Source organism: Gluconobacter sp. P5B12 (assembly GCF_018812035.1).
In the GTDB taxonomy this organism is placed as follows: Bacteria; Pseudomonadota; Alphaproteobacteria; order Acetobacterales; family Acetobacteraceae; genus Gluconobacter.
The window spans coordinates 601,388-616,566 of sequence record NZ_JACRVV010000001.1; the positions used below are offsets into that span (position 1 = coordinate 601,388).

A 15,179-nucleotide genomic window follows, 5' to 3' on the forward strand; every position below is an offset into this window, starting at 1 on the left:
TATCCATTTTTAGAAATGTTATGTCATAAATTGAGTTTCGCAGATTTCTGTATTCCCGGGACACGCGCTTGGCGCGGTGGCTTTGGTTCTGGAAACAGAAGATGGGTAATCATCACGATTTTCATCATTCGTCATTGCAGAACGAAACGACAAGCCCGGTGAGACGCTCTTGTGATGTTCCCGTTTCTTTCCCATCTTGGACCCTATGGCCAAAAAACCTTCCGCGCTCCGCAATGCGACCGAAATGCCCGTGACAGCATTCATCCCTGAAATGCAGCCTGCCAAGGCCAAGACGCGGAAGTTTGTGGTCAAAGCTGACTATGAGCCCGCAGGGGATCAGCCCACCGCAATAGGGGAGCTTGTTCAGGGTGTAGAGGCGGGAGAGCGGGATCAGGTGCTGCTTGGTGTGACGGGGTCGGGCAAGACGTTCAGTATGGCCAAGGTCATTGAGCGGACACAGAAGCCTACCTTGATCCTTGCGCCAAACAAGACGCTGGCTGCCCAGCTTTACGGCGAGATGCGGCAGTTTTTTCCTGATAATGCCGTCGAATATTTTGTCTCGTACTACGACTACTATCAGCCGGAAGCTTACGTTCCACGGTCAGATACGTATATCGAGAAAGACAGCCAGATCAACGAACAGATCGACCGGATGCGCCATGCAGCAACGCAGGCTCTGCTGGAGCGGAATGACGTTATCATTGTTGCGTCCGTATCCTGCATTTACGGTATCGGTTCGGTTGAGACGTATTCGAAAATGGTGGTCCGGCTTGAGATGGGCGGCGAGATTGATCGCGAGAAGCTCATCAAAGCCCTTGTCGAGCTTCAGTATCGTCGCAACGACGCGGCCTTTGAGCGCGGGACATTCCGTGTGCGCGGCGAACAGATCGACATTTTTCCTGTGCAGAATGAAGACCGCGCTTGGCGTGTGTCTCTGTTCGGGGATGAGATTGATCAGATCACCGAGTTTGATCCTCTGACGGGAAATAAAACGGCTGATCTGGCTGAGATCAGCGTTTACGCAAATTCCCATTATGTGACACCGCGACCAACGCTGAATCAGGCGATGATCGGGATCAAGAACGAGCTTCGGCAGCGGCTTGCGCAGTTTACCGAAGAAGGAAAATTGCTGGAGGCAGAGCGCCTGTCACAGCGGACGACGTTTGATCTGGAAATGATTGAAACGACTGGGGCGTGCAAAGGGATTGAGAACTATTCCCGTTACCTTTCAGGCCGTGGCGCCGGTGATCCGCCGCCGACGTTGTTCGAATATCTACCGGAAGATGCTCTTCTGATTGTAGATGAGAGCCACGTCACAGTGCCACAGATTGGCGGCATGGAGCGCGGAGACAGGGCGCGAAAATCTGTCCTGTCTGACTTTGGATTCCGGCTGCCATCCTGCATTGATAATCGCCCGCTCGCCTTTGGTGAGTGGAATGCTTTCCGGCCGCAAAGTATCTTTGTCTCGGCAACGCCTGGACCATGGGAAATGGAACAGACGGGGGGTGTGTTTGCCGAGCAGATTATTCGTCCGACAGGTCTGATTGATCCGGTAACAGATGTGAAGCCCGTGGAAGGTCAGGTTGATGATCTGCTGCACGAAGCGCGTGAGACGATTGCCAAGGGCGGACGCATTCTTGTCACAACGCTGACCAAGCGTATGGCGGAAGATCTGACGGATTATCTGGGCGAAGCGGGGATCAAAGTGCGTTATCTGCATTCTGATGTGGATACGCTGGAGCGGATCGAGATTATCCGTGATCTGCGTCTGGGTGCTTTTGATGTTCTGGTCGGGATCAACCTGCTGCGAGAGGGGCTCGACATTCCGGAATGTGCCCTCGTCGCCATTCTGGATGCAGACAAGGAAGGCTTCCTGCGATCCCGGACATCGTTGATCCAGACAATCGGCCGTGCAGCCCGTAACGTGGATGGTCGAGTTCTGCTTTATGCGGACAAGATGACGGACAGCCTCAAATTCGCGATTGAGGAAACCGCTCGGAGACGCGCAAGGCAGACTGAGTGGAACGAAGCTCATGGGATTACGCCCATGACGGTTCGCTCCAAGATTGGTGATGCGCTGTCGTCTATCTTTGAGCAGGACTATGTCACTGTTGCGCCGGACGATGCTGGCGACACGGAAGAATTCGTTGGCAAGTCTCTGCCTGTTACGATTCAGGAGCTGGAAAAGCGGATGCGCGAAGCCGCCGCCAATCTGGACTTCGAGCAGGCTGCCCGGCTGCGTGATGAGGTGCGGCGTCTGGAAGCCATTGATATGGGCCTGGAGCCACCACCGCTGGCAACGTCAACCGCCGGGCGACCGGGGGGCGGGAAAAAGCCAAAAGGCCCAACACCCCTCGGGCCGGGCGGCGGCGGCTATGACCCGAACAAGCGCAAACGTGGCGGGCGTCGCTGATCCGGCTATATGAGGGCCCCGGGTTGCCCATGACCGACCGCCATTATCAGGATTGCAGACTGTCATGATTGAACTGAGTTGCGGCAAGAGCCGGCTCACTATTCTTCCCGAAACGGGAGGCTCTGTCGGCCTCTGGCAGCGGGATGGAAAAGATATTTTTCTACCAACCCCAAATGCAGCTTTGCGCGCGCTGAATGGAGTGGCAGTTGGGGCGTACCCGCTAATTCCGTATTCCAATCGTATTGCCGAGGGGCGCTTTTCATTTGGCGGAAAGAGTTACGATCTGGCGCCGAACATGGGAGACCATCCGCACACCATCCACGGGAATGCCTGGGAGCAGCCTTGGACTATTGCTCATCAGGAGGCAAACCACGCAGTTCTGACGCTGTATCATGTCCCGCAAGAGAATGATCAGGCATGGCCTTTTGCCTATCGTGCTGCCCTGTCTTACCAACTGACAGACGCAGGTTTGGATGTTCAGATTGCCATTGAAAACCGGGATGATGTGGAACAGCCGGTTGGGTTTGGCTTTCATCCGTTCCTTGCCGCAGCAGAAGATGCAACGTTTTCGTTCGATGCTGAAAAGGTCTGGCTGACGTCTCCGGATGGTTTGCCTGTTCAGGATGTTCCTTGTGATGGGGAATGGTCTTTTCATACGCCCAAGCCCGCTCATGACCGTTTTGTCGATAACTGCTTTGCAGGATTTGGGGGACGGGTTGTTTTGAAGCGGCCGAATGATGGGCTGGCAGTGACGGTCGAGGCAGACCCGATCTTCAAGCATCTCGTCGTCTTTACCTCCCCGGATAGTCCTTTTGTTGCTGTGGAACCTGTTACGAACATGACGGACGCTATCAATCAGGCGGATGTTGTTGCTAGCGGGCTGCATCTCCTCAAACCAAAAACACGGATTGGCGGTCGGATGCGCTTTCGGGTCCAGGCGCTCTAATGTCTGAAAAAACACCACTCTCGCATTATCTTTCCCCGCGCGGTGCTGAGGTCATGCGGGCCGAGCTCAAGGAACTGGCGCAGAAAGAGCGTCCGCGCATTGTCGAAATCGTCTCCTGGGCCGCAGGCAATGGAGATCGGTCTGAGAATGCCGATTATCAGTACGGCAAACGCCGATTGCGGGAGATCGACCGGCGTCTGAGGTTTCTGGGAAAAAGGCTGGAAAATGCGGTCATCGTTGATCCTGCGGCGCAGACCACGCGGGATCGGGTCTTTTTTGGCGCGACCGTGACCTATGTCGATGAGGACGATGTCGAACACACCGTAACGATCCTCGGTGTAGACGAGTCGGATCTGGTACGGGGGGAGGTCAGTCTCATTTCACCCATCGCACGTGCCCTGATGCGAACCCGTGTCGGGGATGTGGCCATGTTGCAGACGCCTCGTGGCCCTGTCGAAATCGAAATTCTCAAAATCACTTATCCTGAGTCACAGGGTTGAAAGAGGGCGTCGTGCAATCTGAACCGCGTGTTGGATGTGGCGCTGCCATTCTCGTGGATGGAAAGCTTCTGCTGATTCGTCGCAAAAAGGCGCCCGAAGCCGGATGCTGGGGACTACCCGGCGGTAAAGTAGATCTGTTTGAGCCTGTTTCGCGTGCTGTCGAACGGGAAGTTGCAGAAGAACTGGGCATTACGATCCACGCCCGGGACATGCTGTGTCTGGTCGAGCAGTCTGATCGGGAGAGCGGTACGCATTGGATCGCCCCCGTTTATCTGGTGACGAAACTGAATGGAACGCCGAGGCTCATGGAGCCAGAAAAGCATAGTGATTTTGGCTGGTTTCCTTTGGGTGAGCTTCCCTCTTCCCTGACCACACCGACAGTGCAGGCTATGGCCGCTTTGCGTAGCCGGGCCGACATCTTTTGAGAGCGAGCTGTGGGTGGCTTTGAAAAAGCTATTCTGGCCGCTACAGAATAAAATCCCATTTTTCCTTAGCCGGAGTTTCCGACATGTCCCGCTCACTCCGGGTCGCCGTACAGATGGACCCGTTAGAACAGGTCAATATCGATGGCGACTCTACTTTTGCCCTCATGCTTGAAGCGCAGGCGCGTGGACACGAGCTCTGGGTTTATCCTGTAACCACGCTCAGTCTGATTGAAGGCCAGGGCAAGGGCGGCCGCCTTCAGGCGCGCGCGCGCCGGGTTGAGGTTCGCCGGGTCCGCGGAGATCATGCGACGTTTGGTGAAGAAGAAATTCTTCCGCTGGGCGAGACCGATGTGATCCTGATGCGGCAGGACCCGCCGTTTGACATGGGGTACATCACCGCGACCCATATGCTTGAGCACGTTCATGGGGTGGGCGAGGGGCTGTCACTGGTCGTGAACGATCCAGTCGCCGTCCGGAATGCGCCTGAAAAGCTGCTTGTCACGCATTTCCCGCACCTTATGCCGCCGACATTGGTTGCATGGGATAGCCGGGATATTCTGGCATTCCGCGAGCAGCACAAGGACATCATCGTCAAGCCGCTTTACGGCAATGGCGGCGCCGGAATTTTCCGCATCAAGCCGGATGATGAAAATCTGAAGGCTCTGCTGGAAATGCATTTTGCCCGCACCAACGAACCGTTGATGATCCAGCGCTATGAGCCCGCTGTGCGCCTTGGAGACAAGCGCATTATTCTCGTGGATGGAGCGCCAGTTGGGGCCATTAACCGCGTTCCAGCTACAGGGGAAGCGCGGTCAAACATGCATGTTGGCGGGCGTGCAGAACGGGTGGAACTGACGGAGCGCGATCGGGAGATCTGTGATTCGATCGGTCCGTACCTTCGAGATCATGGCCTAATTTTCGTTGGTATTGACGTGATCGGGGACTGGCTGACGGAGATTAACGTGACGTCTCCGACAGGCTTGCAGGAACTGGATCGCTTTGAGGGCATCAACAGTGCCGGGCTGGTTTGGGATGCGATTGAGCGGCGCTATCCATCCTGAAGTGAAGGAACAAGAAAGACGTCTGGGCGGTACAGCTCAGGCGTCTTTTTTCTCTGTTTCAGGGGGCACCGCATCATAGCGGATAGGAAGCTGCAACTCGGGTGCAGGCTCGTCCTGCGCTTCCGGTGGTTTGTCCTTTACAAAACGATTATCCCACCATTCCGTGATTTTTTCCCGAAAATGAAACACGTAGACGCCGGCCCATGTAACGAGGCAGAGCACGATCAGCAGAAAATTCAGCATCCGGGACCTCCAAAACGGTGAAAAACGGGTAACTCGCCCGTCATCCGCAACGCGTGTCTTGCCAGATGCATGTCTTGAAGGGCAAGAAGGACCCAACTGAACGAAGTTTCCGGACAAGCTCTCCAGTCTTGATGGGGAGCGGACACAGAAGGTCGCATATATTATGTCTTCAACCCTCTCCCCGCGTTCTGCACTGGATGCGGAGGCCGTCAAGGCGGCCTATCGTCGATGGGCGCGAGTTTACGATACTGTTTTTGGTGGTATCTCCGGCTATGGACGCAAGAGGGCTGTTGAAGCCGTAAACGCCCTCCCAGGAGAGCGGGTTCTTGAAGTCGGCGTTGGGACAGGCCTCGCGCTGCCGTCATATTCTCCGGATAAACGCATTACCGGCATCGATCTGTCGGAAGACATGCTTGACCGCGCACGTCAGCGCATTCTTCAGGACCGTCTGACCAATGTCGATGACCTGCTGGAAATGGATGCAGAAGCCACGACTTTCGAAGACAACAGCTTTGACATCGCAGTTGCGATGTTCGTAGCGTCCGTCGTTCCACACCCCGACCGTCTTCTCGCCGAACTGAAGCGTGTTGTTCGTCCGGGCGGTCACATCCTGTTTGTGAACCACTTTCTTGCAACGGGTGGCCTGCGTCTGACAGTAGAACGCGGCATGGCCCGTGCCTCGCGTTCCCTCGGCTGGCATCCGGACTTCGCAATCGAGTCTCTTCTGCCACCAGAAGACCTGAAACGCGCGACTATGACGCCTGTTCCACCTGCCGGGCTGTTTACACTCGTGACATTGCCGCAATGCGAGAGTAAAAGCGATGCCGCAGCCCTGGTCGCCTGATCGGCGTATGGCTCCGGTTAAGCCGGCGCCGAGTATTCCGACGCTCGCTGCGGTATTCCTTGGCAGGGACCGACTACGCGATCATGACTTATCAGGCCTTCGACTCTACCCCCGCTCTTTCCAATAGACGGATCGGCGCATCCTTTATTTTACTGGCACTGTTTGCTGGTCTTCTGGGTGGGTCGTTGGCTCTGCCATTCCTTCAGATTCATCCAACTGCCGGGCAGGCTTTCTGCCACGGCATTCTGATGGCTTTCTTTGTAATCTGTCCGGCTGCGCTCGGTGGATTCGGCCAATGGCTCCTCCCTGCCGAGCTTGGAACAGACAGAACGACTCTTCCGGCTCTGACACTGACGGGCTTCTGTTTCCTGTCATCCGGCATTGTTCTTCTTCCAATCCAGCCAATCATTGCACTTGCGCTCTGGGCCGTGGGTGTTTTCGCTGTTGCGCTGGATGTCATCACAACTTTTCTCGAAGGGCGTGTTCTTCAGTTCCGGAAGCTCTCTCCATTGGCTTGGTCCATGCTTGCGACAGCATCCGGTGTGACGATTGTCGCGCCTGTCCTTGCTGCAATCATGACGCGGATGATGATCAATGGTGCTCCGGCCAATGCTGCTCATGAGCTGGTCAGCATGCTTCATCTTCCAGAAACATCTCTGATGCTGACCCCAGCGCTGGGGTTGGTTTGCTATCTGTTGTCATCCAGCCGGAATAAGCCGGGACTGGCTGACCGGCTGGCTCCGTATGCTTTTGGCGTGATGGCTGTCGTGGGCCCGCTCTTCTGGATGGACGGCCTCTTCGGTGGTGTGCCTGCGGCAGTGCAGGGAAGCCTCGTGGTGTTGACCCAGCTTGTGCCGTCGGTCCTGCTGGTAACTGCGCTTTGCGTTGACGTCTGGAAGCAGCGCCAGGAGCTGGATGGGACGACGCTCTGGGCTCTAGGAAGTGTGATCCTTTTCTCTGCGGGTTGGATTGCAGAGTTCATGCCGGGGCATGGAACAGATCATTCAGCCGCGGCGTTTGGTGGCATTATGGCTCTCTGTGGTGGTTTCTATGCCTGGATGATGCGTGTGCTCCCAGATCATATTCCGTCTCCACTGAGCCGCATGCATGCAGGCCTGACCTTTGTGGGAGCTCTTTGCTCTCTGACACCAGCGCTGATGGTAGTCGGAGAAGGCCTGATGGGCCTCAGCCTGCTGACATTCGGCATACTCGGACTTTTCCTGATCAAGGAGACCGGGCGCGCCCGGGCCAAAGCATGAGTGAAGCAACACCCTTAGCCCCCTCGGGGCTTTTTTCAGTTCTGGGCGATAAAGGAGACTCGTCGCTCAAGGACTGGCTGGCTCTGCTGAAGCCGCGGGTTATTTCCCTTGTGGTGTTTACCGGCGCTGCGGGCATGGCTGTGGCTCCACAGTGGCCGTCCATCCCCATTGGCCTCATTACCATCCTGTGCATCTGTATCGGTGCTGGCGCCGCCGGTGCGATCAATATGTGGTACGACCGCGATATCGACGCAGTCATGCGCCGAACCAATGTACGCCCGATCCCTGATGGCAGAATGCCAGCGGATAGCGCGCTGGTTTATGGTATCGCGCTGTCCGTACTGTCTGTTGTCGTGCTGTGGCTCGCCACAAATGCTCTTGCCGCAGGCATTCTGGCGTTCTCGATCTTTTTCTACAGTGTCGTTTACACGATGTGGCTCAAGCGGAGTACGCCGCAGAACATCGTGATTGGGGGTGCCGCAGGGGCGTTTCCTCCGATGATCGGCTGGGCAGCGACTATGAATTCCATGGCAGTTCTGCCCGTTGCCATGTTCGCCATTGTGTTCCTCTGGACGCCACCGCACTTCTGGTCTCTGTCGCTTTACGCGTGCAAGGATTACGACAAAGCGGGGATCCCGATGCTGCCGGTCGTCAAAGGCGCCCGTCACACACGCTGGCAGATCCTTCTTTATACATTCATCCTCACGGCCGTCTCACTGTGGCCATCTTTCGCGCATGAATGCGGAATGTTTTACACAGTGACGACAAGCCTGCTGGATCTGGGTTTCATCCTGTGCGCCTTGCGTGTGCTGATGGACCAGCAGGATGCAACGGGCGTAAGCCTGACAAAAGACAAGCCAGCGCGCTTCGCTTTCCGATATTCGCTGGCTTATCTGTTTTTTCTATTTTGTGGTCTTCTGGTGGATCGGGTTCTGCTGTCATGAAAACAACGATGCCTGATCTCGCAGCGAAACGGCGTCAGAGCCGTATCGTCGGAATTGCAGGAGGGGTCATTACCCTCGCTGCAATTTTCTATGTGATTACACTGATCCGTTTCTAAGAACGGGCTTTCAGCCAGCCTGCTGGATGGCTGAAAGGATCCAGTTCCCGCGCCCGTCTGCGCGGACAAACGTCCAGAGTTCCGTAACGGTTACGGGCTCTGTTGAGCTTCCATCAATCACATTGCCAAACGAGTCGGTTGTGACGTCCGTCATGGAATAACGCATGGCAACCGTCGCATAGGTCAGGTTGCGTTCGCGCCAGGCTTCAGACAGATCGCCACGCTGGAACTGAACATTGGAGACAATGTTACGTGCGCCACGGCTGGTGAGATCAGAAAGCTGTTCGTTGAAGTATCCAGCCATTTCCGGTGTGGTCATGCTGGAAAGCGCACGTGTGTTCTGTGCACTCCAGGCTGCCTGGATATCAAGAAGGAGGCGCTGGAAGCTGGTATAATCGTCGTTGCTCAACGTAACGGGAGCGCTTCCTCCAGCCGCACTGAACGGAGCGCTGCCAGACATTCCGTTTGCTGCCGTCTTGCGACGATTAAACAGCCGAAGAACGAACATTATCAGGGCACCAATCACGAACACCTGGAACAAAAATCCAAGGAATGACGTGCCGCCGTTCATGCCACCAAAGAACCCGTGTCCACTCAGCATTCCGAACAGACCAGCGCCCAGCAGGCCTCCTGCAAAACCTGTCATGAACGGATGGCGGTTTGGAAAGGACGGGCGATAACCCGGCGTCATGGGTGCCATCGGACGAGGAGCGGTCTGTGCACCATAGTTGGACTGCGGCGCCATTGTCCGGTCCATTGGGCGTGTCCAGCTCGGCGTGATGGATGTCCGTGGAGGCGCACTCCAGGTGCGTGAACCACGGCTCCCCATAGAGGCACCGCCACCCGGACGGGCATCGGCGGAACCCAGCACGCAAAGTAGCGCACAGGCGACGGAGAAAAGACGAAAATTACGCATCAAAGTCCTGCAATGCTCATGCCATCAATCCGGATGCTCGGCGCATTCACGCTGCTCCGGAAGGAAAGATCGCTGGCTGGAACCATACGGGAGAACATGTCCCGAAGATTTCCAGCAATCGTGAGTTCAGCAACGGGCTCAGCAAGCTCGCCGTTACGGATCATGAAGCCGGAAGCCCCTCGGCTGTAATCACCCGTCAGCATATTGATGGATGACCCCATGAGTTCCGTGACCAGTATTCCTTCCTTTATATCGGAACGCAGATCCCCTGCGGAAAGATCACCTGGTTCAAGATGAAGATTTGTCACACTTGGGCTCGGTGGACCTGAAACGCCTCTGCTTGCGCGCCCGTTGGACCGCAGGTCAAGCTGACGGGCGCTTCTGGAATCCAGCAGCCATGTGGTGAGAACGCCGTCCGAAATCAGATCCAGAGCTGTCGCGGGGCAGCCTTCACCGTCGAAGGGACGCGAGCCCGCACCACGAATACGGCGAGGATCGTCACGGACTGTCAGGCCAGCGGACAGAATACGTGTCCCCATGGCTTCTTTCAGGAATGACGTGCCTCTCGCAACGGATGCGCCATTGATGGCACTCGCCAGATGACCCAACAGGCTGGAGGAAACCCGCGGATCATAAATGATGCTGTATGTGCCAGTCTTCGGACGAGAGGGGTTCACGCGCGAGACAGCACGTTCTCCTGCCTCACGGCCGATAAGGGCAGGTGCGTCCAGATCTTCCAAATGGACGGTGCCGTGATGAGCATAGTCCCGCTGCATCAGCGCGCCATCACCGGCCAGTACGCTGGCGCTGATGGAGTGCCCTGTACGGCTGTAACGCCCCATGAAGCCCGCAGACGTACCAAGCGCAATAACTGTGCGGCCATGTCCGGAAGAAGCGCCGTTGGTATTGGTAACACCAGATACAGCCAAGGCAGCGTCTTCCGCTTCTCGTGCGCGCGCCAGAAGGGCGTCCATGTGCGGTGCTGCCGTGTCTTCCAGATCCAGACCGGACGCATCAAAATGTCCAACCATGCTGTCAGGCGCAAGACCGCCAAAGCGGTCTTCTGGCACGACAAGCGCCATGGCACAGGCCTGTTCTGCCAGGCGATCAAACTCGGCTTCATCCAGAACGCTGGTTGACACCGATGCGGCTTTTTGGCCCCGGAAAACACGGAGGCCCAGCGCAACACTTTCTGAGCGCTCTATGCCTTCAGGGACACCTTTCCGAACCATCGCGGATTCGGATTCATTTCTGATGAACACGGCATCGGCGTGATCGGCACCATGTCGTTTGGCAGCGGCGAGGAGGGCTTCAATGGGCGTAGTGGTCATGCAGCAAGCCTCGCAGTGATGTCTTCAATGGCAGGCACATTCTTCACGGGCCCGATAGCCGTGAAAGTTGGAGTGCCTGCAAAGATGGTCTTCGCAACCCGTAGGATGTCAGCTTCCGTTACGGCATCAATTTTACCGACTGTCTCCGTGACAGGAACAGGGCGGCCATGAACCTGGATCTGGCGTGCCAGCTGTTCGCACCTGCTACCCGTGCTCTCCAGAGACATGAGCAGGGATGATTTGAGCTGCGCCCGAGCACGAGAAAGCTCTTCAGGTGTCAGGCCGTCCTGAAGGCGCTTGAGCTCGTCAATCATGACCGGCACCAGCTCAGCCACTTCGGCTTCGCCCGTTCCCGCATAAAGTCCGAACAGACCACTGTCGCTGAATGGGGAGGCAAACGAATAGACGCTGTAAACCAACCCGCGACGTTCGCGAATTTCCTGAAAGAGCCGCGAAGACATGCCGCCGCCCAACAAGGTGGACAGGATCATGACAGCGTAATGATCGGGGTGGTGATAGCTGACAGACGGGAAGCCCATCACCAGGTGGGCCTGATCCAGCTCGCGTGTGGTGCGGATGTCACCGCCGGCATAGTCCGCATTGCGGGGCGTTGAGGTCTGATGAGTGGGAAGGTCGGCGAAGTGCTCTTTCACGAGATCCACGACCTGCTGGTGATGCAGGTTGCCGGCCGCGGCGATCGTGATGTTACGCGTGGTGTAATGTTCACGCATGTAGCCCATCAACGTCTCACGCGTCATGCCTGAAACGAGCTCTTCCGTCCCTAGCGTCGGGCGGCCCATCGGTTGCGCCGGGAAGGCACATTCCTGGAAGTGATCGAAGATGATGTCATCTGGTGTATCGTTGGCCTGACCGATTTCCTGAAGGATGACACCACGCTCACGCTCGATTTCGGCATCCAGAAACGTGCTGTGCGTGAGAATATCCCCGATGATGTCTACACCAAGCGGCAGATCCTCCTTGAGGAGCTTGACGTAATATGCGGTGGTTTCCCGCGCAGTGTAAGCATTGATATGACCACCGACATTCTCGATCTCTTCGGCAATACGGGCTGCGGACCGTCTTTCTGTGCCTTTGAAAGCCATATGCTCGAGAAAGTGGGAGACGCCGTTGTTTTCTGCAGTTTCGTCGCGTGTGCCGATCGAAACATAGGCGCCGAAGGATACGGTCTCAACGCGTTCCATGCGTTCCGTGATGATGGTCAGACCGTTGTCGAGCGTGGTGACTTCAATCGTATCGGGCATGAGTTTCCGTAAAATCATAAAAAGACAGGCTCCCTGAGATGGGGAGCCTGTAGGAAGGAACAAGCCTGTCAGTGGCGGCGGATATGGCTGCGAACCGCATCCTGAATACCGGCGAGCTGACTGCTCATGGTGTCATAGCGCTCTGGGCGCTCGAAAAGATCAGCGAGGTGAGGCGGCAAAGCAGCCTTGATTCCGGTCGCCGCGAAAACGGCATCCGGGAATTTGGCAGGATGTGCAGTGGCTGCAGCGACCATCGGAATGCCCGGCTCTTGGAAGCGCTTGCCGACTGCCAGGCCGATCGCCGTATGGGGATCCGCCAGATAGAGGCTTTCGCTGTAGAAGTGACGCATGGCTTCGCTGGTCTGCTCATCACTGAGCGTCATGCCGTCAAAGACGTCTTTCATGCGCGTCCAAGCATCGTGGGGTACGGCCATTCGGCCAGTTTCACGAAACTCTTTCATGATCGCAGCACAACGCGTCGGGTTGCGGTCCAGAAGTTCGAACAGCAGACGTTCGAAATTGGACGAGACCTGAATGTCCATGGACGGCGAAAGGCTTGGCTCCACCGTACGGACGCTCATATCGTTTTCAATCAGAAAGCGCGTGAGAATGTCATTGCGGTTCGACCCAATGCACAGGCGACGGATGGGGAGACCCATCTGGCGTGCGGCCCAGGCTGCCAGCACATTGCCGAAGTTGCCGGTCGGAACGGAGAAAGATACTTCGCGATCTGGTGCGCCTAATGCCAGCGCTGCCCGGACGTAATACGGGATCTGGGCGGCGATACGGGCCCAGTTGATGGAGTTGACGGCGGAAAGAGAGACTTCGTCGCGGAACGTCGTGTCTGCGAAGAGGGCCTTTACCATGTCCTGACAGGTATCGAAGTCACCCTCGACGGCAATGTTCAGGATATTGTCGTCCGGAACCGTTGTCATCTGGCGGCGCTGAACTTCTGACGTCCGGCCTTTTGGGTGAAGAATGACGACGGACAGGCGCTCGCGGCCACGGCAGGCTTCGATGGCAGCCGAGCCGGTGTCACCGGATGTTGCACCGACGATCGTAACTTTATGGTTCCGCTGCGTCAGGACATGATCGAACAGGCGGCCGAGCATCTGCATCGCCATATCTTTGAAGGCGAGCGTAGGGCCATGGAACAGTTCAAGTGAGAAAAGGTCCTGCTCCACTTCGCAAAGCGGCGCGACAGCGGCGTGATCAAAGCCCGCATAGGCGTCCCGGGCCATGTCGCGAAGAGTATCGCGGTCAATGGCGCCTTCGGAAAACAGCGAAATGACTTCGGCAGTCAGGTCCGCGTAGGAGAGCGTGCGCCATTCACGGAACGTCTGGGCGCTGATTTTTGGCCAGCTCTCCGGCATGTAGAGACCACCGTCTCCAGCAAGGCCGGCAAGGAGGATGTCGGAGAAGTTGGGTGCGTCGGCGGTCAGGTCGCCGCGAGTAGATCGGTAGCGCATGGGAAGTTTATATCACGACCTTCTATGGCAAGGCGATGCGAAGAATGTGCGGTTTTCCATCTTCTGATGTCAGAACGGCAACCTGATGGCTGTCAGAAACCGCCAGTGCTCCAGCCTCGAGAAGGCGAGTGTCCCGGATGAGGATCAGGGGATTGCGTTCGCTGCCGAACTGAAGGAGAGCGCCATCCGTAAGGTCAGACATGTAGAAGACGTTTTCAGGGCTTAGGGTGATGCCGCCGAGGCTCGGCGTGTCGCGCCATTCTACAATGCCATCAAGCTGCTCAACGGGCGTGAAAGCCGGATCTGTCAGGAGGGAAGCGTCAATCCGATACAGGGGGCCGCAGGCAGGCATGTAAAACAGCCATTGCCCCTTTGCGTCGAGCGCCAGAAACCGAACATTTCCGCCAGTCAGAGGGTGCCCGTCTGGTCCGTTGATAATTTGTGCGTTGCGCGTGAACGGTCTGCGTCCTGTGACGGATGGATCGTACGGCAGAAAGCGCTGTGCTTTACCGCCCTTCAGGGAAACGACAACGAGGGCCGGTTTTCCTTCGTCCGTCACATAGGCAAAACTTCCATGGACCTGAAGTGCCGTGAGATTGCTGCCTTTCAGCGTTCCGCCGACGAAGGGGACCGCTCCAAGAAGCTTTCCATCCACAGAGAGATGAACAAGCTTAGCCTGAGGCGATACTGTCAGGCCCCAGTAATCCGATCCTGCCTGCGTCAGAAATGCGAGGGGTGGGATTTGTCCCTGCTCAGCGGCATCAATCGGAAACGGATGAGTGTGATTTTGGGAATCGAGTAAAACAGGGCGACCCTCTTCACTCAAAGCCAGGAAAGTGTCTGCGCCATGTGGAAGCAGGGAGCCAAGCTGAACATGATCAAGCGCAGCATCAGCAACAATCTGTGCTGACTGCGGAGCATCTTTCCACGGATGGTCTGCATAAGCAGGTGAAGAGAACAGACCAGCAGCGCCCAGAAGGACGCTCGCGACGGAATATAAAAACCGGCTTTTCATAGCTCCAGACATCGGCCCGTCCAGAAAATTTGGCAAGCCTCAAACAGGACTAATAATCCAGCGTGGCTTCTCGCTCCGTTTTTTCTTCTCGGGTTTTCGAAGAAAGAATGCGGGCTGCATGACGTTGCACAGGCGACAGTGCCGGTCGCGGGTTGGACAGCCAGGGGGCGTGTTCATGCTCAACCGGGAAAAGCACGGCTGCATGCATAAGCAACGCCGCATCTACGGTCATGCATTCAATGGACCAGCGTTGGTCGGGCATGCGAGCAATGTAATGACCGGATGCAGTCTGTCTGATTTCAATAGGGAACGTGCGCGTGGTCATACCCTGGCGCACAGTTGCATAAACCAGGCCCGGAACGCTGCCTGTCCGTTGTTCAAGATGCATGGTCAGACGCCTCTGGCTAGTCTTGTTACAAGACGTTATGACGCCCA

At 56.5% G+C, this 15,179-nt stretch carries 15 protein-coding genes; 8 read left to right on the plus strand and 7 right to left on the minus strand.

Going from position 1 to position 15,179, the window contains the following annotated elements:
• The first annotated feature begins 205 nt into the window (after nt 1–205).
• The 5 genes from uvrB (at nt 206) to gshB (ending at nt 5,345) form a co-directional block, all read left to right on the plus strand.
• Nucleotides 206–2,413, plus strand: coding sequence for an excinuclease ABC subunit UvrB (uvrB, locus tag KP702_RS02730; protein WP_306795923.1), 2,208 nt, complete (start codon nt 206–208; stop codon nt 2,411–2,413).
• A gap of 64 nt (nt 2,414–2,477) precedes the next feature.
• Nucleotides 2,478–3,359: an aldose 1-epimerase gene (locus KP702_RS02735; RefSeq protein ID WP_202206558.1), complete on the plus strand. Its 882-nt coding sequence runs from the start codon at nt 2,478–2,480 to the stop codon at nt 3,357–3,359.
• The gene (gene greB, locus KP702_RS02740) at nt 3,359–3,859 is read left to right on the plus strand and encodes a transcription elongation factor GreB (RefSeq protein WP_086634557.1); all 501 of its coding nucleotides are present in this window, start codon (nt 3,359–3,361) and stop codon (nt 3,857–3,859) included. The genes KP702_RS02735 and greB overlap by 1 nt, the downstream gene beginning before the upstream one ends.
• 11 nt (nt 3,860–3,870) lie before the next feature.
• Nucleotides 3,871–4,284 carry an NUDIX domain-containing protein gene (locus KP702_RS02745; protein WP_202206559.1) on the plus strand — a complete coding sequence of 138 codons (414 nt, stop codon included), beginning with the start codon at nt 3,871–3,873 and terminating at the stop codon, nt 4,282–4,284.
• Nucleotides 4,285–4,367: 83 nt separating this feature from the next.
• A complete protein-coding gene (gshB, locus tag KP702_RS02750) occupies nt 4,368–5,345 on the plus strand; it encodes a glutathione synthase (protein WP_202206560.1) in 978 nt (325 codons plus the stop codon).
• Nucleotides 5,346–5,381: 36 nt separating this feature from the next.
• Here the strand turns inward: gshB and KP702_RS02755 are convergent, their stop codons facing one another.
• Nucleotides 5,382–5,588, minus strand: a complete 207-nt coding sequence (locus tag KP702_RS02755) for a hypothetical protein (RefSeq protein ID WP_202206561.1) — start codon at nt 5,586–5,588, stop codon at nt 5,382–5,384.
• Nucleotides 5,589–5,751: 163 nt separating this feature from the next.
• Here KP702_RS02755 and KP702_RS02760 point away from each other — a divergent pair, with 163 nt between their 5' ends.
• From KP702_RS02760 to KP702_RS02770, 3 genes are all read left to right on the plus strand, one after another.
• The gene (locus tag KP702_RS02760) at nt 5,752–6,432 is read left to right on the plus strand and encodes a class I SAM-dependent methyltransferase (protein ID WP_202206562.1); all 681 of its coding nucleotides are present in this window, start codon (nt 5,752–5,754) and stop codon (nt 6,430–6,432) included.
• 83 nt (nt 6,433–6,515) lie between these two features.
• The gene (locus tag KP702_RS02765) at nt 6,516–7,691 is read left to right on the plus strand and encodes a cbb3-type cytochrome c oxidase subunit I (protein ID WP_202206563.1); all 1,176 of its coding nucleotides are present in this window, start codon (nt 6,516–6,518) and stop codon (nt 7,689–7,691) included.
• Nucleotides 7,688–8,635 carry a heme o synthase gene (locus KP702_RS02770; protein WP_099210406.1) on the plus strand — a complete coding sequence of 316 codons (948 nt, stop codon included), beginning with the start codon at nt 7,688–7,690 and terminating at the stop codon, nt 8,633–8,635. The genes KP702_RS02765 and KP702_RS02770 overlap by 4 nt, the downstream gene beginning before the upstream one ends.
• Nucleotides 8,636–8,761: 126 nt before the next feature.
• Here KP702_RS02770 and KP702_RS02775 read toward each other — a convergent pair whose 3' ends face one another.
• From KP702_RS02775 to KP702_RS02800, 6 genes are all read right to left on the minus strand, one after another.
• Nucleotides 8,762–9,667, minus strand: a complete 906-nt coding sequence (locus KP702_RS02775) for a TIM44-like domain-containing protein (protein WP_202206564.1) — start codon at nt 9,665–9,667, stop codon at nt 8,762–8,764.
• Entirely contained in the window at nt 9,667–10,998 is a 1,332-nt protein-coding gene (locus KP702_RS02780) for a TldD/PmbA family protein (protein WP_215768467.1), read from the minus strand. Before KP702_RS02780 ends, KP702_RS02775 begins: the two co-directional genes overlap by 1 nt.
• A complete protein-coding gene (locus KP702_RS02785) occupies nt 10,995–12,260 on the minus strand; it encodes a pitrilysin family protein (RefSeq protein ID WP_202206566.1) in 1,266 nt (421 codons plus the stop codon). Before KP702_RS02785 ends, KP702_RS02780 begins: the two co-directional genes overlap by 4 nt.
• 68 nt (nt 12,261–12,328) lie before the next feature.
• Nucleotides 12,329–13,729 (minus strand): threonine synthase, encoded by a 1,401-nt coding sequence (gene thrC / locus KP702_RS02790; RefSeq protein ID WP_202206567.1) that lies wholly within the window; start codon nt 13,727–13,729, stop codon nt 12,329–12,331.
• A 22-nt stretch (nt 13,730–13,751) separates the two neighbouring features.
• Nucleotides 13,752–14,756 carry a major royal jelly family protein gene (locus tag KP702_RS02795; RefSeq protein WP_252348493.1) on the minus strand — a complete coding sequence of 335 codons (1,005 nt, stop codon included), beginning with the start codon at nt 14,754–14,756 and terminating at the stop codon, nt 13,752–13,754.
• Between the two features lie 37 nt (nt 14,757–14,793).
• Complete coding sequence (locus tag KP702_RS02800) at nt 14,794–15,132, minus strand: hypothetical protein (RefSeq protein WP_233126245.1); 339 nt, start codon at nt 15,130–15,132, stop codon at nt 14,794–14,796.
• Nucleotides 15,133–15,179: the final 47 nt, after the last annotated feature.